This window comes from Microbacterium fluvii (assembly GCF_025515205.1).
In the GTDB taxonomy this organism is placed as follows: domain Bacteria; phylum Actinomycetota; class Actinomycetes; order Actinomycetales; family Microbacteriaceae; genus Microbacterium; species Microbacterium fluvii.
The window spans coordinates 280,564-307,405 of the sequence record NZ_JAOPFX010000004.1 but is presented as its reverse complement, the minus strand read 5'-3'; the positions used below and the strand labels follow the sequence as shown (position 1 = coordinate 307,405).

Genomic DNA, 26,842 nt, shown 5'->3' with positions numbered 1-26,842 from the left:
CGAATGCCCCCACCACCAGAGCCAAGACAGCCACAACGCTTGCAGCAATGCGTGTACGCACGGTTCCCCCCAGTTCCCCAAACCGCGCAGTGTTCCCTTGCACTGACACGGGTAGACCGAATGCGCCCTGTCTCCCCAGACGGGCGCACCACGGTACGCGGCAGAAACTAGCACACTCCTGACCAACCGCATAGGAGAATCTGCGCGGCAGGGCGGCCGCGGATGCCGACCGCAGAGGGATCCCCCGGTCCGGCGGCGATTTTCTCCTCGCTTTCTCATGCGTCTGGGTTTGACCTGGCGACCTCGCGACTCGCAGAATGGTCAAATCGATTCGCCGCGGACTGCTATGATCCGCCGCCATCGACCCACCCGATGCTCCACCCCCGACTCAAGCTGCCCCCGCGCCGCGTCGAAGGATGTAAGAAACGTATGACCGCACCCAACGGCCACACCCCTGCCCTCCCCCTCCCCTACGCCACGCCGGTTCGAGTTCTGCTCGCCGTCTTCGCTGCGATCGCCCTGGTGCTGGCCGGACTCGCCGGCGGCTCCGTCGCGTCCGCGGCCACCACGACTCAGACCCGCACCGTCACGCTCACCGCCTCGGATGCGGGCTGGACGACGACCAGGCAGCCGACGACCGCCAAGAGCAACTCGACCTACATCAGCGTGACCAAGGGCGCCGATGCCGGCTACCTGAAGTTCTCGACGGCGTCCCTGCCCGATGATGCGACCATCACGGCGGCGACCCTCGCGCTGAACGTGCGATCGACCAAGGCCACGAGCGGTGGCGTGCTGGTGCACCCTGCGTCGTCGTCGTGGGCGTCGGCGACGCTCACCAACGCCAAGCGCCCCGCGCATCAGGACGCGCAGCTGAACTCCTCGCTCGTCAAGGCCGTCGCGGGAAAGACGATCAGCATCCCGTTCGGCTCCGTCTCATCGATCTCGAAGACCGCCACGACCTCGTTCGAGCTGCGCTACTCGCAGGGCGCCGTCGGCACCCTGTTCAACCTCAAGTCGTCGGCGCCGACCCTGACGATCAGCTACACCGTTCCCGCGAGCGCCGCGGCTCCCGCAGACCCCGAAGAGCCCGCGACCCCCACGACGCCGACCACACCGACGGTCTCGACCTCTGAGCTGCCCTTCACGGTTCCCGCCGTCGGCTCGAGTTCGCGTGACGTGTTCGCGCACTACTTCCCGCCGTATCCCGTCTCGTTCGACAACGCGGATCCCGATTCGGACTACTACGCCCGCAACTACCTGACGGTCGACGGCGAGAACGGCAAGCACGCCGCCTACAGCGGCCTGCTGCGCGACCGCCCGGAGGGCCGCTCGCCCCTGTCGGGCGACTGGGAGCAGAAGGACTTCACCAGCGAGATCGATGCGGCCGCCGCATCCGGTGTCGACGGTTTCATGGTCGACGTGCTCTCGCTCTCCGGCGGCAACTGGGATCGCACCCTCGGCCTGACCGAGGCCGCAGCAGCGCGCAAGGACGGCTTCTCGGTGATCCCGAACATCGATGCCACCTCGAACGTCGTCTCGTCGACGCCGGCGGCCATCGCGACCGCGATCGCCCCGATGCTCACCTCCAAGGCCGCTTACAAGCTGCCCGACGGTCGCGTCCTGCTGTCGTCGTTCAAGGCGGAGGGAAAAAGCGCCGCATGGTGGAAGCAGCTGATCTCGGCGCTGTCCGCCAAGGGCATCTCGGTCGCCTTCGTCGCCGTGTTCCTCGATTCGAGTGAGGCGAACCTGCGGGAGTTCGCCCCGTTCACCTACGCGGCGAGCAACTGGGGCAAGCGCTCCCCCGACTCGGTGCGCGCTGCGACCGACCGCACCGATCTCGCGCACGATCTGGGCATGAAGTGGATCGAGCCGATCGCCGTGCAGGATGTGCGCCACAAGTCGGGGGTCTACGCCGAGGCCGGCAACACCGAGACCATCCGCGCGACGTGGAAGCGCGCCATCGACAACGGCGCGGACTTCGCTCAGCTGATCACGTGGAACGACTACAGCGAGGCGACCTCGTTCGCTCCGTCGATGATGCACGGCGACGCGTTCCTCGATCTGAGCGCGTACTACGCCACGTGGTTCAAGACCGGGAGTGCGCCCAAGCTGGCCGGTGACGAGCTGATCCTCACGCACCGGTCGCAGCGGGCCTCGGCCGTCGCCCAGCTCGCCCCGACGACCCTCTCCGCCACGCTCGGCGGAAACCTCACCGAGCCGCGCGACACGGTCGAGGTGGTCTCGATGCTGACCTCCGCCGCGACGCTCACGGTGAAGGTGGGTTCGGCCAGCTACACGATCTCCGCTCCCGCAGGCCTCAGCGCCCACACGGTGCCGCTGCAGACCGGCAAGGTCTCGGTCACGGCGACCCGATCGGGCGCGACGGTCGCCTCGGCGGCGACGTCGACGACCGTGGTGTCGACCCCGAAGGTGACGAACCTGCTCTACTGGGCGGCGACCAGCCGCGGGTGACCTGCGACCAGGGCGTCCGCCAGCGCCGCCGTCGCCCGAGCGATGGCGGCACCGGCGCGCTCGTAGTCGGCCAGCGGACCGCCGGCAGGGTCGGCGATGTCATCGTCGTCCGACGACGGCACGCCCGCACCGCGCGCGGCGGCCAATCGGGCGGCGAGCGCGACCACGATGTCGGGGTCGCCGACGGCGACATCCTGGTGGATGTCGGGAATGAGCCGCTCCGCCTGCAGGATCGTGAAGGTGCGCCGGTGCGCACGGGGCACGAGACGCACGACGTCGGGTCGGTGAGCACGTTCGGCGCACAGCACCAGCCCCGCGTTCTCGATCAGTTCCGCGGTCAGCGGTCGCGAGCGGAAGGCCGCCGCCTGTTCCGCGGTCTGCTCGCCGAGAACCTCGATGGCGTGCCTCATCGGCGGCGTGCCGTGCACCGCCCACGTTCCCGCAGACTCCACCGCGATCGAGTCCACCCCGCGCACCCGCAGCGCCTCGCGCAGTGCGAACTCGGCCAGCACCGACCGTGCACGGTTGGCCGTGCACACGATGAGGATGCCGTGAGGCTCAGCTCTCTGCCGTGACACGCGGAGCCTCCGCACCCTCCCTGGCCTCGTGCGACGCGGTCGACCCGTAGCCGTACTCGTAGGCACGCGTGTGCTCGCTCGCGGCCATGTTCAGAACCGTGCCGAGCACCGGCGTATGCGAGACCGTGAGCGCTTCGATCGTGCCGGCGAGTTCGCGCTCGCGGACCTTGCCGAGGCCGATCACGAGGATGACCCCGCCGAGGAGGTTGCCGATGATCGCGCCGTCGGTGACCGGGAGGATCGGCGGGGTGTCGACGATGATGATCTCGAATCGCGCTCGAAGTGTGGCAATGAGATCGGCGGCGGCCGGCGAACTGAGCAGCTCGCTCGGGTTGGGCGGCACCTCCCCCGCGAGCAGCACCTGCAGGCCGGAGTACCCCCAGGTCTGCAGAGCGTCGTCCAAGTCGGCGTCGCCCGAGAGCACCGTGGTCAGGCCGATGCTGCTCTCGAGGTCGAGGTAGCCGCCGAGCGACGGCTTGCGCAGGTCCGCCTCGATGAGGCACACCGAGCGCCCGATCGAGGCGAGGCTGGCCGCGAGGTTCGCCGACGTCGTGCTCTTGCCCTCGCCGGGAACCGAGGAGGTGATCGCGAAGGCCTTGTGGGCGTTGCCCATCTGCAGGAAACCGACGTTGGTTCGCACCTGGCGGTACTCCTCCGCGCGCACCGACCTGCTGCTGATGTCGGCCATCGCCGCGCGCTCGCGAACGTCGCTCTCGAATCGGATGGTCCCCAGCACCGGCGCATTGGTGAGTCGTCGCGCCTCGGCGGCGGTGCGCACCCGCGACGAGATGCGCCTGGCGATGATCACGTAGGCGACGCCGGCGACGAGGCCGCCGACCGCCCCGGCGAACAGGGCGATCAGTGCGTTCGGCGACGAGGGGCGAGAGGGCACCGTCGCCCGCTGCACGATGTCGACGCCGACCAGCGAACGCCCGTCGGCATCGGTCGGCACGAGCGACCCGACCGTGTTGACCAGGCTGGTCGTCACAGAGTTGGCGATCGCGGCGGCTCGCACGGGAGACGAGTCGGTGACCTCGATCTGGATCACCGAGGTGTTCAAGGGGATGGTCGACGACACCTTGCGCCCGAGCGCCGTCACCGTCAGCTGCAGGTCGAGCGCGTCGATCACGGGCTGCAGCACGATCTCGCTCGTCGCGATGTTGCTGTAATTGCGCGCCTGCTGCTGAGAGAACGTGCCGCCCTGCGCGAGGTCCGAGCCGTTGGTGCCGGTCGAGGCGCTCACCAGCAGTCGTGTGCTCGCACTGTACTCACGCGGTGCGAACATCACGTACAGCGACGCGAGCAGCACCCCGAGCAGCACGAAGACCAGAATCGTGAGCCAGCGCGCCTTGAGAGTCGCGAACGTCTCGGAGCGAATCACGTCGATGCCCTTCCGCGGTCTCACCGGGCAGAATTGCGGCGCCCCCCGCCGCATCGCCGTGTGAGAGCTATGTCAGGATAGTGCGCATGTCGCCGATCGCACGCAAGGGCCGCACCCGCTGGTGGCGCTATGCCCTCGTCGCAGTGCTGGCTGCGGTGACCGCCGCGTGCGCCGCCTACGCGGTGTACTCGGTCTCGCCGAGCAGCAGCGCGGACGGCGCGGGCGAAGCTCCCAACGCCGTGAGCGCGGAGCCGGGTGCGGCGATCGTGGCCTTCCTCGGCGATGAGCACACGGCATCCGGCAGCGACGAAGACGACACGACGTGGCCCGCTCAGGTCGCCAAGGCGAACGGCTGGACACTGGTCGATCTGTCGACCGCGCACGCCGGCTACGCGACGAGGCCCGACGGCGACGACTGCTCATCGGACTTCTGCCCCAGCATCCTCGATCGCGTCCCAGAGGCGGTCGCCTCCGGCGCCTCGGTCGTGATCATCGCGGCGGGGACGGCCGACGCCGATGCCGACCCCGATGTCGTGCGCGACGACATGACCGCGACCTATGCCGCGCTGGCGGCCGGGCTCCCCGGTGTGACCATCGTGGCCGTCGGCCCCGCGGGAACCGACCAGGCAGACCCCGTCGCACTGGCGGCGGACGGCGTCCTGCGCGCCGCCGCCGATGCCGCCGACGTCGAGTACGTCAGCCTTCTGGCCCCTCCCGCGCTCGAGTCCGACCAGATCGACAAGTCCGGAACGCTGAACAAGACGGGGCAGGATGCGATCGCCCAGGCGGTGCTGAAGGCACTCGCGCCCTGAGCCACGCCGCCGCCCAGGGGTGCGCGGTCGGGTGGGGTTCTGTAGAAAAGAGTCATGTCGGACATCCGCGTGATCGATCTGTCCCGTGCCCCCGGCGCGCCGGAACGACTCCGCAGGCCCGCGTGGCTGACGATGAGCTGGTCTCTGGTCGAGCTGCTGCTGGTGTCGAATCGCCTGCAGATCAGCTCCCGGCTGAGGGTGTGGGCACTGCGTCGGTTCGGCGCCAGGATCGGCGACGGGGTGATCATGCGCCCCCGCACGCGGGTGAAGTCCCCCTGGAACCTCGAGATCGGCGATCGCTGCTGGATCGGCGACGGCGTCTGGTTCCACAATCGCGACCTGATCACGGTGGGAAGCGACGTCTCGATCTCGCAGGAGACGTACCTGACGACCGGCGCCCATGCCTTCCGCACCGACATGGCCCTCATCACGAAGCCCATCGTCATCGAGGACGGCGTGTGGCTGACTTCCCGGTGCGTGGTGCTGGGCGGCGCGCACATCGGCAGGTCGGCCGTCATCTCGCCCATGACGGTGGTGCGCGGCGACATCCCGGCCGGAGTGATCGTGTCGAGCCCTCCCCCCACGATCGTCGGACAGAGATTCCCCGACGCGGCCGTACGGGACGCGTCTGCCGGAGCCGACGACGAAGCCGGCCGTCTGGGATGAGGATCGCGCACGTCCTGACCTATCTGAGTGCCGACGGCGCGTTCGGTGGCCCGGTCGCGGTGATGACCGAACAGGTGACCGAGCTCGCGCGACGCGGTCACCACGTCGAGGTGTTCGCCGGCTGGGACGGGCGCGCGTCCTTCGCGCCGCCGCACGTGGTCACCCACCTGTTCCGCACGCGCACGCTGGTGCCCGGCGCCGGGTTCAGCGGGCTGATCGCCCCAGGGCTGGTCAGGGCACTGCGCTCCCGGCGAGCGGAGTTCGACGTCGTGCACGTGCACCTCGCCCGCGATCTCATCACCACTCCCGCCGCGGCCGCGCTGGTCGGGGCGGGATCACCGCGCGTGTTCGTGCAGCCGCACGGAATGGTCAAGCCCGACGCGCGGCTGCGCGCGAAACTCTTCGACCGGCGCACCCGCCGCATCCTCTCCGCCGCCGACGGCGCCTTCGCGCTGACCGACGTCGACGCGGCCAGACTCGCCGCGGTCGAGCCTTCGGTGCGGCTGCGCGGGCTGCCCAACGGCGTGACGGTGCCGCCCGCCGGCGAGGAGCGTGGCGGTCATCCGCCCGAGGTGCTCTTCCTGGCGCGGCTGCAGGCCCGCAAGCGCGTGCTGCTGTTCGCAGAGGCCGCGCACCGACTCCTCGATGACGGTGTGGATGCGGTGTTCCGCGTCGTCGGCCCCGACGAGGGTGACCTCGACGCCCTGCTCGCGATGACCGCCGCGCACCCCGACCGACTGGTCTACGAGGGGCCGGTCCCCCCGGGCGCCGGCCCCGGCCGCATCGCCCGGGCAGACCTCTACGTGCTGCCGAGCCTCAACGAGCCGTTCCCCATGTCGGTTCTCGAGGCACTGGCGGCGGGCACCCCCACGGTGATCTCGGAGACGTGTCACATCGCCGATCGACTGGGCTCCGCCGTGGCGACCTTCGCCGACGACGACCCCGCCGGGGCACTGACCGAGACGCTGCGCGGACTCCTTGCCGACGATGCCGAACGCGACCGACTCGGGCGCCGAGGACGCGACTCGGTCATCGAGCGCTTCTCGATCGCGCACGTCGCCGACCTGCTGGAGGGTTACTATTCCAGCGAGCCGCTCGAGCAGCGGTGAGACGCCAGTCGAGCGCAGAGGGGAGCGCTGGATGACGGATACACAGACCACGACATTCCGCACGAGGTTCGGGGAACTGCGTGCGGCGCAGAAGCGCCGCACCGGCGTGCCGCTCTACACGCTCGCCATCAACAGGCCCGTCGGCCGCGTGCTGGCGGCGGCCGCCCCGCCGTGGGCGACGCCCAACGTGCTGACCGCGGTCGGGGCCGTCTTCACCTTCGCCGCCATCCTCGCGCTCATGCTGTGGGCCGACGGTGCGGCGTGGAACGCCGTGATCGGTCTCGCCCTCGTCATCGGGTTCTTCTTCGACTCCGCCGACGGTCAGCTCGCGCGGCTGCGCGGAGGCGGCTCGGCGCTGGGCGAGTGGCTCGACCACGTGATCGACGGCATCCGCATGGTGCTGCTGCACCTGGCGACGCTCGCCTACCTGGTGCGCGTGGATGTGATCCCGGATGCTGCCGCCTACGCACTGTGCCTCGTGTTCACGGTCGCGGCGTCGTCGACCTTCTTCGCGGGCGAGCTGTTCACCAAGCTCACCTCGGTCACCGCCACCACGACCGTGACGGCACGCTCCCGCGCGCGCTCGGCGCTGATGCTCCCCGTCGACTACGGGGTGCTCTGCTGGGTCTACCTGCTGCTGCCGCTGCCGGTGGCCTTCACGACCGTGTACGCGCTCATCGCGCTCGCCAAAGTGCTCACCAGCACCGCCCTGCTGACCAAGTGGTACCGCACCCTGCGGCGTGAGGACGCCGCGCGGGCTGCGACCAGGGTCTGATGGCGGGGCGCGCGCACTCGCGCTTCGTCACGATCGGCGATCAGCTCGTCTCGAGCCTGTCGAACTTCGCCCTGGTCGCCTTCGTCGCGAACGTGTCATCGCCGGCAGACTTCGGACGCTTCAGCCTCGGCTACGTGGTGCTGATCTTCTTCCTCGGCTTCCAGCGGGCCCTCGTGGGCGAAGTCCTGCTGGTCCGGTTCTCCGGCGGTGGCGAGCAGCGCTCGACCGAGGGCGACGACGCCGCCGCGGGGGTCTCCGCCGCGCTGGGCGCGGTCTCCGCCCTCGCCCTCGCCGTCTGCGGCGTGGTCTCCGGAGGAGACGCCGCGGTGTGGATCGCCCTCGCGGTGGCCGGCCCGATCGTGTTCGTCCAGGACATCGCCCGCTACATCCTCATCGCCAGGGGCCGATCGGGGCACGCTCTGGCCTCCGACACGGTGTGGGCGGCGCTCTCGCTTCCGCTCATGTTCTGGCTCGTCGTCTCGGGCGCCCCGGCCTGGACGGTCGTGGCGACCTGGGTCGCCACCGGAGCGGTGGCCGCGATCATCGCGGTGATCGCCGCGCGACTGCGCCCGAAGCCCGTGCGAGGAGCGACCTGGCTCTCGCGCAATCGCGACATCGCGGTGCGGTTCTCGGGCGAGTACGCGAGCCTGAACGCCTCGAACACCGTCGTCTGGTTTCTGCTGGCCGCTCCCCTCGGGGTGGCAGGGGTCGCGGCGCTGCGCGGGGCGTCGCTGCTGTTCTCTCCGCTGAACACCGCCTTCAACGCGGTGCGGATCGCGGTCGTCCCCGAGCTCGTGCGCGCCGCCGACCCCGGGCGATACCGTTCGCGGATGCGCGAGACCGCGATCGTGCTGACCGCGCTCGCGGTGATCTGGAGCGTCGCGGTGCTGGTGCTGCCTGCCGAATGGGGGCGCCTGCTGCTGGGTGAGACATGGGATTCGGCTGCCCCGCTGCGGGTCGCCTATGCGCTGCAGTCGCTCGCGATGGTGGTCTACACCGTGCTGCTCGCGCACTTCCGCGCGCGAGCCCTGCACCGCCAGTCGACGCTCATGAGATCGACACTGGCCGTGGCGACGCTCGTGGCGCCGCTGCTGCTCGGCCTGGCGCTGGCGGCTCAGGGAGCGGCGTGGGGTTTCGCGCTCGCCGTGGCAGCCTCGGCCGTCGTCGGGGCGGCGGCTCTGCGCAGGGCCGGACGTGACGGCGATCGACCGCGAAGGGCAGACTGAGCCCATGTCGCAGCAGATCGTCGCCACGGAGCGGCGCGAGGGGACCATCCTGATCTCCCTCGGGTTCGCGACCTTCGGCGCGCTCGGCATCGTGGTGCCCACGATCGTGCTGCTCAATCCCGACTCCGGTCGGAGCTCCGCGTGGATGCTGACCTTCGCGATCCTGATCGTGGCGTCCGTTCGACTGTCGTGGCTCATCGCCCGGGGGAGGCGGCGACTGTTCGAGTTCGTCTTCTGGCTGTTCTGCTACGTCTTCTTCGGGTTGGCCCCCACCGTGCAGCTGCGCGCCGACGCGCTGTCGACGACGACGGCCGGACTCGACCCTGAGCTCGATGCCCCGACCGCGGCGACGGCGGCGGTCGGCATCGTCGGGTTCGCTGTGGGGTTCTGGCTCGCCCGCCGCGCGCACGGCAGGACGACCAGTGCACGATTCGAACTCGCCGTCAGCCGCCGCCGACTGATCGTGCTCACGGTTGTGGCGGTCGCCTGCTCGACGTACTACGTCTCGCGACTCGGCGTCGGGGTGCTCTTCTCCAGCCGGGCGGAGTTCTCGCTCGTCGAGAATCTGCTGTGGCCCGACCCGACGACCAACGCGATGATCGCGGCGATCTCGAGCTTTCCGATCCTCATCGCCGCACACGGCTGGTGGTCGACGGCGCACACCGACTCCTCGCGCGGTGCGGCCCGCGTGGGTGCCGTGATGACGGCGATCGCGATGCTGGTGACGAACCCGATCTCGAGTGCGAGGTATCACTTCGGCGTCGTATGGGGGAGCTTTCTCGGCCCGCTCGGCGCGTACCGCACGCGACTGCGCACGTCGCTGACCATGGTCGGGATCGTCTTCGGTCTGCTGTTCGTCTTTCCGATCGCCGACCTGTTCCGACGCCTCGACTCCGTCAACGCCGACCGCTCGGGCTTCCTCGGCGAGTACGAGGGCAACGGCGACTACGACGCGTTCGGGCAGCTCTCCAACGCGATCCTCTACGACGCGACGATGCCCTTCCGCTTCGCGAGGCAGTTCCTCGGGATCCTGTTCTTCTGGCTGCCGCGGTCGATCTGGTCCGACAAGCCCACCGGCTCGGGGGTGCTGCTGGCGGAGTTCCGTGAGTACAGCTTCACCAACCTCTCCGCGCCGATCTGGGCGGAGCTGCTGCTGAGCTTCGGCTTCATCGGCGTCGTGATCGGCTCGGTGCTCCTGGCCTATCTGCTCGGGCGTCTCGACAGCAGGTTCATGACGCCGGAGCCGTCGCCCATCGCGGCGATCGCGGGCGCCGTTTTCCCGTTCTACCTGCTGATCCTGCTCCGAGGGTCGCTGCTGCAGGCCACCGGCATCCTGGTCGTGCTGATCCTCTCGCTGCTGTTCATCTCGCAGCCTCGGCCGGCGCCGGGCGCCGCCCCACCCACCCCGTGAGAACACCCCGGCGCGACGCACCGTGCGCGATGGGGCTAGGATCACCCGCAAGGGCCACGTGACCGGTGCCGCGCTGGGGGAAACACGCGCACGCGTCGACGGGGGCTCCGACCAGATTGCTTCGGAGGGGGATCAATCGTGACCAAGCGCGCGTTCATCACAGGCATCACCGGCCAGGACGGCTCCTATCTGGCAGAGCTGCTGCTCGGCAAGGGCTACGAGGTGCACGGCCTCATCCGCCGCGCCTCGACGTTCAACACCTCGCGCATCGACCACCTGTACGTCGACCCGCACGAGGCGGAAGCGAGGCTGTTCCTGCACTACGGCGACCTCGGCGACGGCGCTCGCCTGACGACGCTGCTGGCCTCGATCAACCCCGATGAGGTCTACAACCTCGCCGCGCAGTCGCACGTGCGGGTGTCGTTCGACGAGCCGGAGCACACCGCCGACACCACCGGCACCGGATCGGTGCGTCTGCTCGAGGCGGTGCGCATGTCGGGCATCGAGACGCGGTTCTATCAGGCGTCGTCGTCGGAGCTGTACGGCGCGACCCCGCCCCCGCAGTCAGAGACCACCCCGTTCTACCCGCGCTCGCCCTACGCGGCGGCCAAGCTCTACAGCTTCTGGATCACCAAGAACTACCGCGAGGCGTACGGACTGTTCGCCACCAACGGCATCCTGTTCAACCACGAATCGCCTCGCCGCGGCGAGACCTTCGTCACCCGCAAGATCACCCGCGCCGTCGCCGCGATCAAGGCGGGCCGGCAGGACCACGTCTACATGGGCAACCTCGACGCGGTGCGCGACTGGGGCTACGCGGCGGAGTACGTCGAGGGAATGTGGCGGATGCTGCAGGCCGACGAGCCCGACGACTACGTGCTCGCGACGGGCGTCGGCATCACCGTGCGCGAGTTCCTCGAGACCGCGTTCTCGCACGCGGGGCTGCAGTGGCAGGATCACGTGCGCTTCGACGAGCGCTACCTGCGCCCGACCGAGGTGGACGCGCTCATCGGCGACCCGTCGAAGGCAGAGCAGAAGCTCGGCTGGAAGGCCACGGTGGGGCCGCTGGAGCTCGCGCGGCTGATGGTCGACGCCGACATCGCGGCGCTCGAATGCGCCGGCACGCCCTGGATCGACCGCGTGCCGCTGAGCGGGTGGCCGGTCGCGTGAGCGGCGTCGACGGGTTCACCCCGGGCCCGCTGGAGCGCGACGCGACGTTCTACGTCGCGGGGCACGCCGGTCTCGCCGGCTCGGCGATGTGGCGGGCCCTCGCGCGCGAGGGCTTCTCCGACCTGGTCGGACGCCGCTCGGCAGAGCTCGACCTCAAGGACCGCGATGCGGTGTTCGCCTTCTTCCGCGAGACCGAGCCCCGCTACGTCGTGCTCGCCGCGGCGAAGGTCGGCGGCATCCTCGCCAACAGCACGTACCCCGTCGACTTCCTCAGCGACAACCTGCGCATCCAGACGAATGTGATGGATGCCGCACGCGAGGTCGGCGTGGAGCGGCTGCTGTTCCTGGGGTCGTCGTGCATCTACCCGAAGTTCGCGCCGCAGCCGATCCGCGAAGAGGCCCTCCTGACCGGTCATCTGGAGCCGACGAACGACGCCTACGCGATCGCGAAGATCGCCGGCATCCTGCAGGTGCAGGCGGTGCGGCGGCAGGACGGTCTGCCGTGGATCTCTGCGATGCCCACCAACCTCTACGGGCCGAACGACAACTTCTCTCCGCTCGGGTCGCACGTGCTGCCTGCCCTCATCCGCCGGTACGACGAAGCAGCAGCATCCGCAGCGCCGTCGGTGACCAACTGGGGCACCGGCACGCCGCGGCGCGAGTTCCTGCATGCCGACGACCTCGCCGACGCCCTCCTGCACCTGCTCGAGCACTATGACGGACCCGAGCACGTCAACGTCGGCACCGGCTCCGACGCGACGATCCGCGAGATCGCCGAGGCGGTGGCCGAGGTGGTCGGGTTCGAGGGCGAGACGCAGTGGGACACGTCGAAGCCCGACGGCACGCCGCAGAAGCTGCTCGACGTCTCCAAGCTCGCCGATTCGGGCTGGCGGTCGACGATCGACCTGCGTGAAGGGCTTGATCGCACCGTGGCGTGGTACCGCGACAACGCCGGCTCGATGCGCGGGTGACGCGGCGCGTCTGCTTCGATACACTGAACGAGGGGACAGCAGGCTGGGGAGTCTGCTTCTGGTCACACTGGGGGGTGCGATGGCCACACGAATCGGCTATGCCGCGGGAGCGTTCGACCTGTTTCACGTCGGACACCTGAACATCCTGCGCCACGCGAAAGAGCACTGCGATTATCTGATCGCGGGCGTCGTCAGCGACGAGATGCTGCGCCTGACCAAGGGCGTCGATCCCGTGATCCCCACGCTCGAACGCGCAGAGATCGTGCGCCACGTGCGCTACGTCGACGCCGTGCACATCGAGACGGTGCCCGACAAGATCGAGACCTGGCGCGAAGTCGGGTTCACCCACTTCTTCAAGGGCGACGACTGGCGCGGCACCGAGAAGGGCCGCAAACTCGAGCGCGAGTTCGCCGAGGTCGGGGTCGAGGTCGTCTACTTCCCCTACACCGCCCATACGTCCAGCACTCGGCTGCGTACGGCGCTGGAGCTTCTGGGCGACACGGGCGCGGCCGTCAACGGCTGACAGCATCCACTCACCGTCGATCGGCGAGAATGGAGGCATGACCTCCCCGGATCAGAGCACCATCACCATGTTCGGCGCCGACTGGTGCCGCGACTGCATCCGCACCAAGGCGCAGCTCGACGGCCTCGGCATCGCCTACACCTACATCGACCTCGTCGTGCAGCCCGATGCCGCCGAGGTGGCGCGCGAGATCTCCGGCCGCACGAACATCCCGGTGGTCGTGTACCCCGACGCGTCGCACCACGTCGAGCCGTCGAACGCCGACGTCGAGGCGAAGCTGCGCGAGCTCTCGCTCATCTGACGGCGGTAAATCTCTTCTCTGGCCCCGGTCGACCGGCCACGGCTAGCGTGAGCGGCACATGCCGGTGGCGACATGCGAACCGGTGACGATTCACGATCGGAACAGGGGAGACAGATGGACCACCACGTCAGTGGCGCCGCCTCGACCAGGCCGGGCGCCCCGCGGATCATCCGCCTGATCATCACGGCGATGCTCGTCGCCGCGATGATCACCGCATTCGGACAGGTCGGTCGCGCCGACGCCGCCACAATCAGCGGCACGGGATGGACCAAGCCGATCTCGAGCTACGACGGCACCAACAAGAACTACATGTCCAACGGGTGCAAGGGCGAGTACGTGAACTCGCGCACGCACGCCGGCGCGGACTACGGGGCGAGCGTCGGCACGGCCGTCTACGCGTTGGGCTCCGGCACCGCCATCAAGGTCGTCGACCCCAACTCGCAGGACTCGGCCCTCATGGTCAGGCACAAGGCGGCCGACGGCACCGTGTTCATCGCGATCTACGGGCACCTGATCATCTCGTCGAAGTTCGGCGGCGCCGGCACCAAGTCGATCTCGGTCGCGGCGGGCGAGAAGCTCGGAACGGTGCGCTCGTACAGCAGCGGGTCGCACCTGCACCTGGGCATCTACCTCGGCTCGACTCCGCCGAGCCGCTGGGGAACCCTCGACTGCGGCGCGGGGCAGGGCAAGTTCCGCGCACCCGCGTCGTTCCTCAAGGAGCACCCGCGGGTGAAGAGCACCGACACCCGCACGACCGTCACGATCGACGAACCCACCCGCTCCGGCGCGTCGAAGTGGTGGATCTCGCGCACCGGCACGAGCGCGGGCTACGGCAGCGACTACTGGCTGAGCGAGTCGGCGGGCACCAAGTACACCTCGGACGTCACCTACGCGACCTGGCAGACCACGGCGACGCTCACGGGCAAGTACACCGTGCAGTGCCACGTGCCCACGAAAGAGGCGGTCGCGCACGCGAAGTACAAGGTCACCCACAGCGGCGGCACGAGCACCGTGATCAAGCACCAGAAGGCGATCTACGGCTGGACGACGCTGGGCACCTACACCTTCAGCGCCAAGGGCAAGATCCGCCTCGGCGACGCGACCGGGTACGACGACTACGGTCAGTACCTCGGGTTCGACGCCTGCCGCTGGGTGCCCGCGTAAGCACGATGCGTGCGGGGCTCCGTCGACGCGCGGCGCCCCGCACGCGCGGGGCAGCATCCGCCCCGGCTAGGCTCGCCGCGATGACCACCGACTTCGCCCACCGCGCCGCCCTGCTCGACGCCGCCGACCCGCTCGCCGACCGCCGCGACCTGTTCGTGGGGAGCGACACCGACCTCGTCTACTTCGACGGCAACTCGCTCGGGCGGCCGCTGCGCGCGACCGCCGACCGGCTCGCGGCCTTCGCGACCGACGCGTGGGGCGGCCGGCTCATCCGCGGCTGGGACGAGGAGTGGATGCTGCTGCCCTTCACCCTCGGCGACGCCATCGGCCGAGCGGTCATCGGCGCGGCGCCGGGGCAGACGGTCGTGGGCGATTCGACGACGGTGCTGCTCTACAAGCTCGTGCGCGCGGCATTCGACGCGCAGCGGGAGGCCGACCCGGCGCGGGTGGAGATCGTGGTCGACCGCGACAACTTCCCCACGGACCGCTTTCTCGCGGAGGGCATCGCCGCGGAGCGCGGGGGCCGCGTGCGCTGGATCGACGTCGACACGTCGACCGGCGTCGGCGCCGATGCGCTGCGCACCGCCGTCGGGCCCGAGACCGCCGTCGTACTGCTCTCGCACGTCGCCTATCGGTCGGGATACCTCGCCGACGGCGTCGAGCTGACCCGAATCGCGCACGAGGCCGGCGCCCTCATCGTGTGGGACCTCTGCCACTCCGCAGGCTCGGTGCCCGTCGACCTCGACGCATGGGGAGCCGACCTGGCCGTCGGCTGCACCTACAAGTACCTGAACGGCGGGCCGGGTTCGCCCGCGTTCGCCTACGTGGCGACACCGCACCAGCAGAGGCTGACGCAGCCGATCCAGGGGTGGATGGGCACCTCAGACGTTTTCGCGATGGGCCCGGCCTACGAGCCCGCCGCCGGCATGCGCCGGTTCCTCTCCGGCACCCCGCCGATCGTCGGCATGCTCGCGCTGCGCGACACCGTCGCGCTCGTCGACGAGGTGGGCATCGAGGCGATCCGCGCGAAGTCGGTCGCACTCACCTCCTTCGCGCTCGAGGTGGCCGACGAGCTGCTCGCCCCGCTCGGGGTGCAGGTCGCCTCGCCCCGCGACCCCGCCCGCCGGGGCGGACACCTCACCCTCACCCACCCCGCGATGCGGCAGGTCACCGCAGAACTGTGGACCCAGGACGTGATCCCCGACTACCGCGATCCGGGAGGGCTGCGCGTCGGCCTCTCGCCGCTGTCGACGAGCTTCGCCGAGACGCTCGCCGGGCTGCTCGCGGTCGAGCGCGCGCTGCCTCGCTAGGGTGAGCGCATGAGCTCCGACGCCGCAGCGCACACGGCACCCGAACCGACCGCATCCGCCCCGTCTCGCCTGCCCGCGAGCACGGTGTGGCGCTACGCCGCGGGGTCGCTGGGCACCGGCGGATTCGCGACGCTGCCCGGGCTCGTGCTGACCTACTACCTCACCGACTCGCTCGGCGTCGCGGCCCTCGCGGCGGGTGCCGTGATCACGGTCGCCAAGATCTGGGATGTCGTCATCGACCCGGTGATCGGCGCGCTCACCGACCGCGACCTCGCCCGTCACGGGTCGCGGCGCCGCCTCATGCTCGTGGGCGCCCTCGCGCTTCCGGTGCTGTTCGCTCTGACCTTCGCCGTGCCCCCGGCGCTCGGCCCCGTGATCGGGGCGCTCTGGGTGCTGATCGCCTTCACGGCGACGGCGACCGCGTTCTCGCTGTTCCAGGTGCCCTACATCGCCCTGCCGGCCGAGCTCACTCCCGACTACGACGAGCGCACCCGCCTGCTCACGTGGCGCGTCGTGGTGCTGACGTTCGCGATCCTGCTGTTCGGCGCCGGCGGGCCGGCCCTGCGCCGCACGACGGGCGACCCGGTCACGGGGTACCTCGTGATGGGCGTCGTGGCGGGGGTCGTCATCGCGCTCGGGATGCTGGTGGCCACCACCATCGCGCGGCGTGCGGCATCCGCCGCCACCGCCCGTCCCACACCCACCTCCGCCGAGACTGCAACGGGGGGCGGGGCGGCCGGCGTGCGGGCGCACTACGCGGCGGGGATCGCGGCGCTGCGGCGCAGCATCCCGTTCCGGGCGCTGCTGGGGACCTTCGTGCTGCAGGCCCTCGCGACCGGGCTCATGCTCGCCGGCGCGCAGTACGTCGCGACGTGGGTGCTGCGCTCCGAGGCTGCGGTGGAGCTGCTGTTCGTCGCGCTGATCGCGCCCGCCCTGCTGGCGGCCCCGGCGTGGGGTGCCCTCGCCAGAAGGATCGGCAAGGAGCGCGCCTTCGCGATCTCGAGCACGGTGTTCGCGCTCGCCGCCCTGTCGATCGTCGCGGCGCTGTGGGCGCCCGGGGAATGGGTGTACGTGCCGGTCGGCGTCGCCGGCATCGCCTACGCCGGCATGCAGTCGCTGCCGATGGCGATGCTGCCCGATGTCATCTCGCACGACGAGCGCGCGCACGGCGCCGGCACCGCCGGCACCTTCAGCGGGGTGTGGACGGCCGGTGAGACGATCGGCTTCGCCTTCGGGGCGACGACACTGTCGATCGTGCTCGCCGTCACCGGCTACATCTCGTCGACGGCGGCCGACACCGTCGTGCAGCCGCAGGCCGCGGTCGACGGGATCGTTCTGAGCTTCAGCGTCGTGCCGGCGGTGCTGGTGACGCTGAGCCTCGTGGTGCTCTCGCGCTACCGCCTGCGCCGCGAGCACCTGTCGGCCTGAACTCCGCCAGGCGACATAGGCTGGACCCGCACCTGCCCGAAGGAGCCGTCGTGACCGACACCAGCACTTCCGCGCCCGGCACCGACGCCGCCGCACCGAAGACCCGCGCGCCGCGCAAGGCCGCCGCATCCGCCACGAAGGCGCCCGAGACGCCCGGCCTCGCCGCCGAGATCCGCGCCGGACTCGACGCCGCGATCTCCGACCTCGCCGACGGCGGCCGCACGTGGGCCCGGCTCACCGTCGGCCAGCGCGCGCGGCTCATGGCGCGCCTGCACACGACCGTCGGCGCCGTCGCTCCCGAGTGGGCAGACGTCGCGGCCGACTCGAAGGGGCTGCCCGCCGGGCATCCGCTGCGGGGCGAGGAATGGCTGGCCGGCCCGTATGCGGTGCTCGTGGGGCTCTCGGCCTACCGCGACAGCCTGCAGGCGCTCGACGCGGGGCGCAGCCCAGCGGCGACAGTGAAGGCGGATGCCGCCCCCGGCGGCCGCACGAAGCTGCACGTCTTTCCGCTGAGCCCCGTCGACGGCGTGCTGCTCAGCGGCTTCACCGGCGAGCTCTGGCTCGAGCCGGGGGTCACCGCCGAGGCGGCACGTCGCGAGGCGGGCCTCGCCCAGCTCACCCCGACCGAGCCCGGCGGGGTCGGACTCGTGCTCGGGGCCGGCAACGTCACCTCGATCCCCGTGCTCGATGTGCTCTACGAGCTGCTCGCGCACAACCGGGTGGCCCTCCTGAAGGTCAACCCCACGCAGGACGCGCTGGTGCCGGTGTTCACCCGTGCCCTCGCGCCGTTGATCGAGCTCGGCCTGCTGCGGATCGTGACGGGGGCCGGCGACGTCGGGGCGTATCTGACGCAGCATCCGGAGATCGCCCACGTGCACATCACGGGCGCGGCCACGACGTTCGACGCGATCGTGTGGGGCACCGGCGCCGACGCCGAGACCCGCCGCGCGGCCGGCGCTCCGCAGCTCGACAAGCCCATCACCTCCGAGCTGGGCGGCGTCTCGCCGATCATCGTCGTGCCGGGGCAGTGGACCGACGCCGACCTGGCCTACCAGGCCGAGCACGTCGCCACGATGCGCCTGCAGAACAGCGGCCACAACTGCATCGCCGGGCAGGTCGTGATCCTGAGCGCCGAGTGGCCGCAGCGCGACGCGTTCCTTCGCGCCCTCGAGAAGGCCTATGGCGCAGCCCCCGCCCGCCCGGTCTGGTACCCGCGCAGCGATGAGAAGCTCGAGGCCGCCGCATCCGCCTACCCCGACGCGATCCGCTGCGGCGACGGCACGCGCCTGCTCGTCGAGGTCGGCCCCGACCGCGCCGAGACCCTCGAGACGACCGAGTACTTCTCGCCCGTGCTGGGGGTGGTCGAGCTCCCAGGCACCGGCCAGGCGTTCCTCGATGCCGCCGTCGCGCACGCCAACGACCGGCTCGCCGGAACCCTCGGGGCCAACGTGCTGATCGACCCGGCGACGCAGCGCTCGCTCGGCGACCGGTTCGAGCAGGCGATGGCCGAGCTGCGATACGGCACGATCGCGATCAACGCGTGGACGGCCTTCGGCTTTCTCACCCCGACCCTCACGTGGGGCGGGTTCCCCGGGGCGAGCCTCGACGACGTGCAGAGCGGCATCGGCGTCGTGCACAACGCCCTCCTGATCGACCGCGTCGAGCGCTCGGTGGTGCGGGGGCCCTTCCGCCCCTTCCCGCGGTCGCTCACGGTGCTGCCGCAGCGCGGCCGGTTCTCGGTGCTGCCCAAGCCCCCGTGGTTCGTGACCTCGCGCACCGGCGACGTCGTGAGCGAAGGGTTCGCACGCTTCCGCATGACCGGCAACTGGTTCGCCCTCGTCGGCACCCTGCTGCAGGCCTTCCGCGCCTAGCGCGCCGACCCCTCCCCCCTCCCGCGACTTGGCACCTTCGGTCGCGTGAACCCGGGACTGAGCGGCAACAGATGCCAAGTCGCGGGGAGGAGAGGGGAAGAGCGGATGCTGCCGGCTCAGCGCGAGGCGAAGCCGTCGGTCGCGGCGCGCAGCGCCCGGGCGATGCCCGGCTCGCTGGCGGCATGCCCGGCGTCGTCGACGATCACGAGCTCGGCCTCCGGCCACGCGCGATGCAGGTCCCACGCCGTCATGATCGGCGTGCAGACGTCGTAGCGGCCCTGCACGATCACTCCGGGGATCTCGCTCAGGCGCCCCGCGTCGGCGATGAGCTGCCCCTCGCGGAACCAGCCGCCGTGCACGAAGTAGTGGTTCTCGATGCGGGCGAAGGCGGTCGCGGCGGCGGGCTCCGCCATCGAGGCCTCCCGATCGGGGTCGGGCAGCACCGAGAGGGTCGCGGCCTCCCAGGACGACCACGCGACGCCGGCCGGGATGTGCACGTCGGGGTCGGGGTCGAACAGCCGCCGGTGGTACGCCTCGATCAGATGCCCGCGCTCGAGCACCGGGATCTGCGCGATGAAGTTCTCCCACAGATCGGGGAAGATCGCCGAGGCCCCGCCCTCGTAGAACCACTCCAGCTCGTGCGCGCGCAGCGTGAAGATGCCGCGCAGCACGATCTCGCTGACCGCGTCGGGGTGGGTCTGCGCGTAGGCCAGGGCGAGCGCCGACCCCCACGAACCCCCGAAGACCTGCCACTGCGAGATGCCGAGGTTCTTGCGCAGCAGCTCGATATCGGCCACCGAGTGCCAGGTCGTGTTGTGCCGGAGGTCGGCGTTCGGCGCACTCGCGTGCGGCGTGGAGCGACCGCATCCGCGCTGGTCGAACAGCACGATGCGGTACCGCGAAGGATCGAAGAAGCGCCGCTGCCATGGCGAGGTGCCGGCACCCGGCCCGCCGTGCAGGAAGACGACGGGCTTGCCGTCGGGGTCACCGCTCTGCTCCCAGTAGAGGCGGTGGCCGTCGCCCACCAGCAGCTCGCCGGTCTCGTAGGGCTCGATGGGCGGATACAGGATCTCGTCGAGGTGCGCCGGGCCGCTCACAGGTCGCTCCCCGAGACGGCGAAGGTGTCGCACGCGGCAGGGCCGCCCTCGTAGCCCTTCGTGAACCAGCGCTGGCGCTGCTCGCTCGAGCCGTGCGTCCACGAGTCGGAGTTCACGCCAGAGCCGGACTGCTGCTGGATGTGGTCGTCGCCGACGGCCGCGGCGGCATCCAGCGCATCGCGGATCTGGTCCTGGGTCGGCGCCTGCAGATAGGCGACGCCGTTCTCGTCGACCTGCTCGGTCATGTCGCCGACCCACGCGCCGGCGAAGCAGTCGGCCTGCAGCTCGGTGCGCACGCTGTTGCTGTCGGCCCCGGTGCCGTTGCTGGGGTACTTGTCCATGACGCCGATGAGGTTCTGCACGTGGTGGCCGTATTCGTGCGCGAGCACGTAGAGCTGCGCGAGCGACCCGGCGCTGGCTCCGTAGTTCTCGCGCAGGATGCCGAAGAACGTCGGGTCGATGTAGACCGTCTGCTCGGGCGGGCAGTAGAAGGGGCCGGTCGCATTGGATGCTGTGCCGCACTGCGTCGAGGTCGAGCCGTCGACGATGATCAGCTGCGGCTGGGTGTAGCCGTTCATCTGCGTCGCCCAGTACTGGTCGATCGCCTTGGACCCCGCCGCCAGCCGGCAGTCGTCGTTCGTATTGGCGTCGGCGCCGGTGAGGCAGCCCGAGATCTCGGAGCTCTCGGTCGACGAGTCGGTGCCGCTGCCCAGCCCCACGAGCCCCGAGAAGTCCTGCCCCGTGAACAGCTGCAGCAGCAGCACGGCGATCGCTCCGAGGCCGGCGACGCCGCCGCCGATCGCGAGCCCTCCGCCGCCGCCCCGCCGCCGGGCGGTGCTTCCCCCGACGTTCGCGTTGTCGTTGAACGTCATGCCGCCACCGTACCGGTCAGGCGGCGCCCGCGGCAGGTGAACCCGCCCGCCGTGCGGGCGAAGCAGGCGGGCCTACACTCGACCCATGGCGCCTCAAGCGACGACCGTGACCGTGACCGGAGCAGGCGGGCAGATCGGCTACGGCCTCCTCTTCCGCATCGCCGCGGGCGACATGCTCGGCCCCGACCGCCCGGTCCGGCTGCGGCTGCTCGAGATCCCGCAGGGCCTGAAGGCGGCCGAGGGCGCCGCACTCGAGCTGCAGGACGGCGCGTTCTCGCTGCTGGAGCACGTCGAGGTGACCGACGACCCGCGCGTCGCGTTCGACGGATGCAGCATCGCCCTGCTCGTGGGAGCCCGCCCCCGCAGCGCCGGCATGGAGCGGGCCGACCTGCTGCAGGCCAATGCGGGCATCTTCGGACCGCAGGGCGCGGCACTGAGCGAGGTCGCCGCCGACGACATCCGCGCGCTCGTGGTGGGAAACCCCGCCAACACCAACGCGCTGATCGCCGCGGCGAGCGCCCCCGGCATCCCCGCCGACCGCTTCAGCGCCCTCACGCGCCTCGACCACAACCGCGCGGTCGGTCAGCTGGTCGCCGAGCTCGACGCACGCCCCGACGACATCGACGGAGTCGCGATCTGGGGCAATCACTCCTCGACGCAGTTCCCCGACGTCTCGCATGCGGTCTTCGGACCGGTAAAGACCGGCCCCGACGTCACGATGGTCTTCGACGCCCTCGCCGCCAAGCTCGGCTCGTCCGAGGCCGCCCTGGCCTGGCTCGACGATGTGTTCGTGCCGCGGGTCGCCCAGCGCGGCGCCGAGATCATCCGCGTGCGCGGCTCGTCGTCGGCGGCCTCGGCCGCCAACGCGGCGATCGAGCACGTGCGCGACGAGCAGGGCGGCGTCGCGTGGACCTCGGCGGCCGTCGTCTCGCACGGCGAATACGGCGTGCCCGAGGGACTGGTGTGCTCGTTCCCCGTGCGCTCCGACGGCGACGGATACCGCGTCATCGAGGGTCTCGACCTCGATGATCGTGCGCGGGCGCGGCTGGCGGCATCCGTCGACGAGCTGGTCGCCGAGCGGGATGCGGTGCGGGCGCTCGGCGTCATCTGATGGATCTGCTGCTGGTCGTCCTCGTCGGCGTCGTCGCGATCGCGGTGACGACGGCGCTCGCCCAGCGCCTCGGCGTCGCCGGCCCGCTGCTGCTGACCGCGCTCGGCATCGTCGTCTCGGTGCTGCCGTTCGTGCCGGGGTTCGAGATCGAGCCCGAGATCATCCTCGTGGGGGTGCTGCCGCCGCTGCTGTACTCGTCGGCCGTCAACCTGCCGGCGATCGAGTTCCGCCGCGACTTCTGGCCGATCTCGGGGCTCGCCGTCGTGCTCGTGCTGGGCACCTCGCTCGCGCTCGGGCTGTTCTTCTTTCTCGCCATCCCCGAGGTCGGCTTTCCGCTCGGCGTCGCGATCGGCGCCATCCTCTCTCCGACGGATGCCGTCGCCACCTCGATCGTGAAGCGATTGGGCATCGCCCCCAGGGTCGTCACGATGCTCGAGGGCGAGAGTCTGCTCAACGACGCCACGGCCCTTGTGCTGCTGCGCACCGCCATCGCCGCGATCGCAGCGGGCTTCGCCGTCGGCGGCGCGATCGGCGCCTTCGCGTGGGGCGTGCTGGTGGCCCTGGTGGTGGGCGCGATCGTGGGCTGGCTGGCCCTGCGGCTGCGCGCATGGGTGCGCAACTCGGCCGCCAACACGGCGATCGGGTTCACCGTGCCGTTCCTGGCCTACCTCCCCACCGAGCACTTCGGCGGTTCGGGTCTCGTGGCCGCGGTCGTGGCCGGCATCGTCACCGGGCAGGGGGCGGCCCGCTGGTTCACGCCGGAGCAGCGCCTGTCAGATCAGCTCAACTGGCACACCGTCGAACTCGTGCTCGAGGGCGGCGTCTTCCTGCTGATGGGCCTCGAGCTCAAAGAGCTGGTGGAGCAGAACGACGAGAACGGCTACACCGTGTTCGACGCGGGCATGCTGGCGCTGGCGGCGTTCGGCATCCTCATGGTGATCCGCGCCGCCTACGTGTCGGTGCTCATCTGGATCCAGAGCAGAAACGCCCGCAATGTGCAGCGCGAGCGGCTCGAACTGCTGAGCGAGCGCATCGACGAGTTCGAAGCGGCGGGGGGCATCACCCGCGCGCCCTCGCGCCGACGCCGGCGGGGCGGGCGGCAGCCGAGCGCGCAGAGCGCCCAGCGGCGCGTCGATTCGCTGCGCAGCCGCATCAGCCGCTCGATCGCCGACCTCGACTACTACCAGGCGACTCCACTGGGCTGGAAGCACGGCACGATCATCGTCTGGGCGGGCATGCGCGGCGTCGTGACTCTGGCCGCGGCGCAGACGCTGCCGCACACCCTCGAAGGCGTGCGGGAGCTGCTGGTGCTCGTCGCCTTTCTCGTGGCGGTCGGCTCGCTGCTGCTGCAGGGCTTCACGCTGCCCTGGCTCGTGCGCAGCCTGCAGATCCCCCGTGCCGACGCCGACGGTGCGAGCCGCGACGAGCAGGATCGACTCGACGGCGAGCTGCGCGAGGCCGCGGTCGCCGCCCTCGGCTCTCCCGCGCTGCGCCGGCCGGGCGGCGAGCCCTTCGCGCTCGACCCAGAGATGATGGCGCGCATGGTGCGGCGCTTCAGCGAGCCTCCCGACGACGATGTCGCGACCACGTATCGCGAGGTGCTCGAGCTGCAGCTGGTGCTCATCGACGTGCAGCGCAAGCGCCTGAACGAGCTCAGCCACGGCGGCACCTATTCGACGACCGCCCTTCGGCGCGCGCTGGCCGACCTCGACGCAGACCAGCTGAGCCTCGAGCGCCGCCTGGATGACGACGAGTGAGCCCCGGATGACCGACAATGTCTTCATGAGCGACGCGACGAGCCCCCTCCACCTGCCGCACGCGGCCGCCCAGTGCCCGAAGTGCTTCACCGAACTCCAGCAGGATCGGGACTGGTGGCAGGCCCGCCCCACCGGCGCACGCCTGGTCGGGCTCGTCATCGCCCGCGACGACATGCCGTCGGTCGTGCAGCAGCGGGTCGACCTGGCCCGCTTCGGCGTGCCGATCGAGGGGTTCCGTCACCCCGCCCCCGAGACGCTGGAGAGCTGGGAGGAACGGCTCGTGCGCCTCTTCGGCCGCCTCAGCCGCGGCGATGTGCTGGTCGTGGCCAACGTGCACGCCCTCGGCCGCAACACCGACGAAGAGACCCGCACCCTCGCGGAGCTGCGTTGCCGCGGCATCATCGTGAAGGTGCTCGAGCACGGCGAGCGCCACCTGCACGACGCCGCCGTCTGACCAGCCCTCCCCCCCCCCCCCCGTCCCCTCCCCTTCCCATCCCCGCGAGTTGGCAGATATCGACGCATTCGAGCGGATGCGGCGGCCACAGGTGCCAAGTTGCGGAAGGAAAAGGGGTCAGGCGGCGGGGGCCTCGACCCCCGACAGGGGGAAGTTGTCGCGGAAAAGACCGGTCGGGTCCACCCGGCGCTTGACCTCGAGGAGGCGCGCGAGGGTCGCCGGCGGGAACGCCTCGCCGATGCGCTCCGGGCGCTCGGAGCTCTCGAAGCTCAGGTACAGCCCCCGCGACTCCTGCGCGATCGCATCCCAGGCCGCGTCGAGCGCAGCGCCCTGCTGCCCGAACGCGACCACCGAGAAGTTCGCGGCACGATGCGCGTAGGCCGTCGCATCCTCGGCGACATCGGCCACCGCCCCGCCCACCGATCGGATCTGGAAGAAGTAGGTCGCGCCCGAGTCCAGCATCCGCTCCACTCCCGACGCGAAGGAGGGCGTGACGGTGTCGACCAGGCCAGAGCGCGAGACCGGCTCGCCCACGCCGTGCTGCGGCCCGATGTCGGCGTTCGCCATGATGCGCGGGTAGGTCGTCAGCTGCACCGACTGGCCGACCAGCGGCGCGAGCTGCGCGAAGGGCTGCAGCCGCTCGATGATCGTGTCGGGGTCGGGTGAGTCGACGACGGCGAGCACGTACGCGACGCGCGGCTGCCCCGCCCGGCGCCCGCCGAGGATGAGGAAGCTCGTGAGGTCGCGCGGCGCCGCCTCCATCGCGGCGCCCCACCCGGTGAGGAACCCCTCGAGGTCGCTCGCGTCGAACGCGAGCTGGGCGAAGCCGACCTCGCCCACCTCATCGACCTCGAACTCGAAGCTCGTCACGATGCCCATGCTCGCGCCCGCCCCGCGGATCGCCCAGAAGAGGTCGGGATCGGATGCCGCGTCCACCCGCCTGGTCGAACCGTCGGCCAGCACGATCTCGGCCGCGCGCAGGTGGTCGATCGTGAGCCCGTGCTCGCGTGCGAGCCAGCCGATGCCGCCGGCGGTCGCGAGCCCGCCGACCCCGACGGCGCCGTAGTCGCCCGAGCTCAGCGCCCACCCGTGCTCGCCGAGCACGGCGGCGACCTCCATCCAGCGGGCGCCAGGACCGATCCTCACGAGCCGACGCTCGGGGTCGATCACCTCGATGCCGCTGAGTCGGCGCAGGTCGATCACGAGACCTCCGTCGTTGGTGCTGCGCCCCGAGATGCCGTGGCCGCCGCTGCGCACCGACAGCGGGCGGGCGCGGTGCCGGGCGGCGTAGTGCACCGCCGCGGCGACCTCGTCGGCCGACTCGGGCTGAAGCACGATGCCCGGGCTGCCGCCGCGCATGTACGTGGAGCTCACATCGGCGTAGTCGAAGTCGCCCGGCTCGATCGTGCGCATGCCCGCCGGCACGTCGTCGTATGCGATGCCCTCGTGGCGCAGCGACAGCGCCTGCGCCGAGCGCGCCGTCGCGACGACGGTGCCCTGCGCGCGCCGCTCGCGCGCGACCTGCTCGCGCACGGCCGGTGCGATCTCTTCGCCGAACCGCTGCAGCAGCTGCGGGTCGTCGGTCGCGACGATGAAGGTGCCGATGCCGTCGTCGAGCGCCAGCTGCGCGAGCTGCTCCACCCAGCCGTCCTGCACGGGGCCGACGTTGAGCAGTCGGCGGATCTCGCGCACATCGCGGCCGACAGACAGGGCGGCCGCGTCGATCGCGGCGTTGCCCTTCGCGAGGTCGCCGGGCTTCAGGTAGCCGAGCGAGGGCAGCCACCCGTCGCCCTTGCGGCCGGTGAGCGCCAGCATCCGCGGCTTGTAGGCGCCGATGTGGATCGGGATGCGGTGGGCAGGGCGCGGCCCGCGCTTCGCGCCGTGCACGTGATGGAACGCGCCGTCGGTGGTCGCGCCGCCGCGGGTCGAGGTGTCCCACAGCTCTCGGATGACGTCGATCGCCTCTTCGAGCGCCGTCACCGCTTCGCCTGGGGTGAGCCGGGGCTCGCCCATCGCCTCGATCGCGTCCCAGAAGCCGCCGGCCCCGAGGCCCAGTTCGAACCTGCCCGCAGACAGCAGGTCGAGGCTCGCCGCGGCGCGCGCCGTGACGGCGGGAGGTCGCAGCGGCACGTTGAGCACGTTGGGGGCGATGCGGATGCGGTCGGTGCGGGCCGCGACGAACGACATGAGCGTCCAGGTGTCGAGGAACGCCGGCTGGTAGGGGTGGTCCTGATAGGTGACGAGGTCGAGACCGGCCTGCTCGGCGACCTCGGCCAGCAGCACCGGGTCCTGGGGCCTTGCGGCCGCGGGTGTGATGAACGCGCCGAACTCGAGCGGATGACCGTAATCCATGGGGGAACCTCCCTGTCGTCCAACCGATCGC

The 26,842-nt window shown here is 70.9% G+C and carries 23 protein-coding genes; 18 read left to right on the top strand and 5 right to left on the bottom strand.

All coding sequences use genetic code 11. The features are described from left to right. Nucleotides 1-429 precede the first annotated feature (429 nt). Nucleotides 430-2,472, top strand: a complete 2,043-nt coding sequence (locus OAW74_RS15190) for an endo-1,3-alpha-glucanase family glycosylhydrolase (protein ID WP_262875240.1) — start codon at nucleotides 430-432, stop codon at nucleotides 2,470-2,472. Here the strand turns inward: OAW74_RS15190 and OAW74_RS15185 are convergent. Both OAW74_RS15185 and OAW74_RS15180 read right to left on the bottom strand, forming a co-directional pair. After that, the gene (locus OAW74_RS15185) at nucleotides 2,445-3,050 is read right to left on the bottom strand and encodes an arsenate reductase/protein-tyrosine-phosphatase family protein (protein ID WP_262875239.1); all 606 of its coding nucleotides are present in this window, start codon (nucleotides 3,048-3,050) and stop codon (nucleotides 2,445-2,447) included. The genes OAW74_RS15190 and OAW74_RS15185 overlap by 28 nt on opposite strands. After that, the gene (locus OAW74_RS15180; protein WP_262875238.1) at nucleotides 3,031-4,431 is read right to left on the bottom strand and encodes a polysaccharide biosynthesis tyrosine autokinase; all 1,401 of its coding nucleotides are present in this window, start codon (nucleotides 4,429-4,431) and stop codon (nucleotides 3,031-3,033) included. Before OAW74_RS15180 ends, OAW74_RS15185 begins: the two co-directional genes overlap by 20 nt. 86 nt (nucleotides 4,432-4,517) lie before the next feature. On the opposite strand from OAW74_RS15180, the gene OAW74_RS15175 reads away from it, so the two are divergent. The 14 genes from OAW74_RS15175 (at nucleotide 4,518) to OAW74_RS15110 (ending at nucleotide 19,168) form a co-directional block, all read left to right on the top strand. Beyond that, nucleotides 4,518-5,243, top strand: a complete 726-nt coding sequence (locus tag OAW74_RS15175) for an SGNH/GDSL hydrolase family protein (protein WP_262875237.1) — start codon at nucleotides 4,518-4,520, stop codon at nucleotides 5,241-5,243. Nucleotides 5,244-5,297: 54 nt separating this feature from the next. Continuing rightward, nucleotides 5,298-5,909, top strand: a complete 612-nt coding sequence (locus OAW74_RS15170) for an acetyltransferase (protein WP_262875236.1) — start codon at nucleotides 5,298-5,300, stop codon at nucleotides 5,907-5,909. Next, nucleotides 5,906-7,018 carry a glycosyltransferase gene (locus OAW74_RS15165; RefSeq protein WP_262875235.1) on the top strand — a complete coding sequence of 371 codons (1,113 nt, stop codon included), beginning with the start codon at nucleotides 5,906-5,908 and terminating at the stop codon, nucleotides 7,016-7,018. Before OAW74_RS15170 ends, OAW74_RS15165 begins: the two co-directional genes overlap by 4 nt. 31 nt (nucleotides 7,019-7,049) lie before the next feature. Continuing rightward, the gene (locus OAW74_RS15160; RefSeq protein ID WP_262875234.1) at nucleotides 7,050-7,793 is read left to right on the top strand and encodes a CDP-alcohol phosphatidyltransferase family protein; all 744 of its coding nucleotides are present in this window, start codon (nucleotides 7,050-7,052) and stop codon (nucleotides 7,791-7,793) included. Further along, entirely contained in the window at nucleotides 7,793-9,019 is a 1,227-nt protein-coding gene (locus tag OAW74_RS15155) for a hypothetical protein (protein WP_262875233.1), read from the top strand. The genes OAW74_RS15160 and OAW74_RS15155 overlap by 1 nt, the downstream gene beginning before the upstream one ends. 4 nt (nucleotides 9,020-9,023) lie before the next feature. Beyond that, the gene (locus tag OAW74_RS15150) at nucleotides 9,024-10,430 is read left to right on the top strand and encodes a hypothetical protein (protein ID WP_262875232.1); all 1,407 of its coding nucleotides are present in this window, start codon (nucleotides 9,024-9,026) and stop codon (nucleotides 10,428-10,430) included. Between the two features lie 138 nt (nucleotides 10,431-10,568). Further along, nucleotides 10,569-11,600 (top strand): GDP-mannose 4,6-dehydratase, encoded by a 1,032-nt coding sequence (gene gmd, locus OAW74_RS15145; RefSeq protein WP_262875231.1) that lies wholly within the window; start codon nucleotides 10,569-10,571, stop codon nucleotides 11,598-11,600. Further along, nucleotides 11,597-12,571, top strand: coding sequence for a GDP-L-fucose synthase family protein (locus OAW74_RS15140; RefSeq protein WP_262875230.1), 975 nt, complete (start codon nucleotides 11,597-11,599; stop codon nucleotides 12,569-12,571). The genes gmd and OAW74_RS15140 overlap by 4 nt, the downstream gene beginning before the upstream one ends. Nucleotides 12,572-12,650: 79 nt before the next feature. Beyond that, nucleotides 12,651-13,094 (top strand): adenylyltransferase/cytidyltransferase family protein, encoded by a 444-nt coding sequence (locus OAW74_RS15135; RefSeq protein ID WP_262875229.1) that lies wholly within the window; start codon nucleotides 12,651-12,653, stop codon nucleotides 13,092-13,094. A gap of 37 nt (nucleotides 13,095-13,131) precedes the next feature. Next, the gene (locus OAW74_RS15130; RefSeq protein ID WP_262875228.1) at nucleotides 13,132-13,395 is read left to right on the top strand and encodes a glutaredoxin family protein; all 264 of its coding nucleotides are present in this window, start codon (nucleotides 13,132-13,134) and stop codon (nucleotides 13,393-13,395) included. A gap of 114 nt (nucleotides 13,396-13,509) precedes the next feature. Then, the gene (locus tag OAW74_RS15125; protein WP_262875227.1) at nucleotides 13,510-14,559 is read left to right on the top strand and encodes a golvesin C-terminal-like domain-containing protein; all 1,050 of its coding nucleotides are present in this window, start codon (nucleotides 13,510-13,512) and stop codon (nucleotides 14,557-14,559) included. Between the two features lie 80 nt (nucleotides 14,560-14,639). Continuing rightward, complete coding sequence (locus OAW74_RS15120) at nucleotides 14,640-15,869, top strand: kynureninase (protein ID WP_262875226.1); 1,230 nt, start codon at nucleotides 14,640-14,642, stop codon at nucleotides 15,867-15,869. Between the two features lie 9 nt (nucleotides 15,870-15,878). Then, on the top strand, nucleotides 15,879-17,297 hold the full coding sequence (locus OAW74_RS15115; RefSeq protein WP_262875225.1) for an MFS transporter: 1,419 nt from the start codon (nucleotides 15,879-15,881) through the stop codon (nucleotides 17,295-17,297). Between the two features lie 50 nt (nucleotides 17,298-17,347). Beyond that, nucleotides 17,348-19,168: an aldehyde dehydrogenase family protein gene (locus OAW74_RS15110; protein WP_262875224.1), complete on the top strand. Its 1,821-nt coding sequence runs from the start codon at nucleotides 17,348-17,350 to the stop codon at nucleotides 19,166-19,168. 116 nt (nucleotides 19,169-19,284) lie between these two features. Here the strand turns inward: OAW74_RS15110 and pip are convergent, their stop codons facing one another. After that, on the bottom strand, nucleotides 19,285-20,265 hold the full coding sequence (pip, locus tag OAW74_RS15105; RefSeq protein WP_262875223.1) for a prolyl aminopeptidase: 981 nt from the start codon (nucleotides 20,263-20,265) through the stop codon (nucleotides 19,285-19,287). Continuing rightward, nucleotides 20,262-21,137, bottom strand: coding sequence for a KPN_02809 family neutral zinc metallopeptidase (gene ypfJ, locus OAW74_RS15100; RefSeq protein ID WP_262875222.1), 876 nt, complete (start codon nucleotides 21,135-21,137; stop codon nucleotides 20,262-20,264). Before ypfJ ends, pip begins: the two co-directional genes overlap by 4 nt. An 85-nt stretch (nucleotides 21,138-21,222) precedes the next feature. Here ypfJ and OAW74_RS15095 point away from each other — a divergent pair, with 85 nt between their 5' ends. Genes OAW74_RS15095 through OAW74_RS15085 form a run of 3 tightly spaced genes read left to right on the top strand, consistent with a single transcriptional unit; the run spans nucleotide 21,223 to nucleotide 24,459 of the window. Then, nucleotides 21,223-22,248, top strand: coding sequence for a malate dehydrogenase (locus OAW74_RS15095; RefSeq protein WP_262875221.1), 1,026 nt, complete (start codon nucleotides 21,223-21,225; stop codon nucleotides 22,246-22,248). Continuing rightward, the gene (locus OAW74_RS15090; protein ID WP_262875220.1) at nucleotides 22,248-24,005 is read left to right on the top strand and encodes a cation:proton antiporter; all 1,758 of its coding nucleotides are present in this window, start codon (nucleotides 22,248-22,250) and stop codon (nucleotides 24,003-24,005) included. The genes OAW74_RS15095 and OAW74_RS15090 overlap by 1 nt, the downstream gene beginning before the upstream one ends. Before the next feature lie 7 nt (nucleotides 24,006-24,012). Continuing rightward, the gene (locus OAW74_RS15085) at nucleotides 24,013-24,459 is read left to right on the top strand and encodes a dehydrogenase (RefSeq protein WP_262875219.1); all 447 of its coding nucleotides are present in this window, start codon (nucleotides 24,013-24,015) and stop codon (nucleotides 24,457-24,459) included. Between the two features lie 117 nt (nucleotides 24,460-24,576). Here OAW74_RS15085 and OAW74_RS15080 read toward each other — a convergent pair whose 3' ends face one another. Continuing rightward, nucleotides 24,577-26,811, bottom strand: coding sequence for an LLM class flavin-dependent oxidoreductase (locus OAW74_RS15080; protein WP_262875218.1), 2,235 nt, complete (start codon nucleotides 26,809-26,811; stop codon nucleotides 24,577-24,579). Between the last annotated feature and the right edge of the window lie 31 nt (nucleotides 26,812-26,842).

Coding starts and splice junctions, on each gene's coding strand:
- OAW74_RS15175 (WP_262875237.1), top strand. CDS start 4,518: ATGTCGCCGATCGCACGCAAGGGCCGCACCCGCTGGTGGCGCTATGCC.
- OAW74_RS15120 (WP_262875226.1), top strand. CDS start 14,640: ATGACCACCGACTTCGCCCACCGCGCCGCCCTGCTCGACGCCGCCGAC.
- OAW74_RS15115 (WP_262875225.1), top strand. CDS start 15,879: ATGAGCTCCGACGCCGCAGCGCACACGGCACCCGAACCGACCGCATCC.
- OAW74_RS15155 (WP_262875233.1), top strand. CDS start 7,793: ATGGCGGGGCGCGCGCACTCGCGCTTCGTCACGATCGGCGATCAGCTC.
- ypfJ (WP_262875222.1), bottom strand. CDS start 21,137: ATGACGTTCAACGACAACGCGAACGTCGGGGGAAGCACCGCCCGGCGG.
- OAW74_RS15170 (WP_262875236.1), top strand. CDS start 5,298: ATGTCGGACATCCGCGTGATCGATCTGTCCCGTGCCCCCGGCGCGCCG.
- OAW74_RS15090 (WP_262875220.1), top strand. CDS start 22,248: ATGGATCTGCTGCTGGTCGTCCTCGTCGGCGTCGTCGCGATCGCGGTG.
- OAW74_RS15085 (WP_262875219.1), top strand. CDS start 24,013: ATGACCGACAATGTCTTCATGAGCGACGCGACGAGCCCCCTCCACCTG.
- OAW74_RS15080 (WP_262875218.1), bottom strand. CDS start 26,811: ATGGATTACGGTCATCCGCTCGAGTTCGGCGCGTTCATCACACCCGCG.
- OAW74_RS15150 (WP_262875232.1), top strand. CDS start 9,024: ATGTCGCAGCAGATCGTCGCCACGGAGCGGCGCGAGGGGACCATCCTG.
- OAW74_RS15165 (WP_262875235.1), top strand. CDS start 5,906: ATGAGGATCGCGCACGTCCTGACCTATCTGAGTGCCGACGGCGCGTTC.
- OAW74_RS15130 (WP_262875228.1), top strand. CDS start 13,132: ATGACCTCCCCGGATCAGAGCACCATCACCATGTTCGGCGCCGACTGG.
- OAW74_RS15095 (WP_262875221.1), top strand. CDS start 21,223: ATGGCGCCTCAAGCGACGACCGTGACCGTGACCGGAGCAGGCGGGCAG.
- OAW74_RS15125 (WP_262875227.1), top strand. CDS start 13,510: ATGGACCACCACGTCAGTGGCGCCGCCTCGACCAGGCCGGGCGCCCCG.
- OAW74_RS15160 (WP_262875234.1), top strand. CDS start 7,050: ATGACGGATACACAGACCACGACATTCCGCACGAGGTTCGGGGAACTG.
- OAW74_RS15135 (WP_262875229.1), top strand. CDS start 12,651: ATGGCCACACGAATCGGCTATGCCGCGGGAGCGTTCGACCTGTTTCAC.
- OAW74_RS15190 (WP_262875240.1), top strand. CDS start 430: ATGACCGCACCCAACGGCCACACCCCTGCCCTCCCCCTCCCCTACGCC.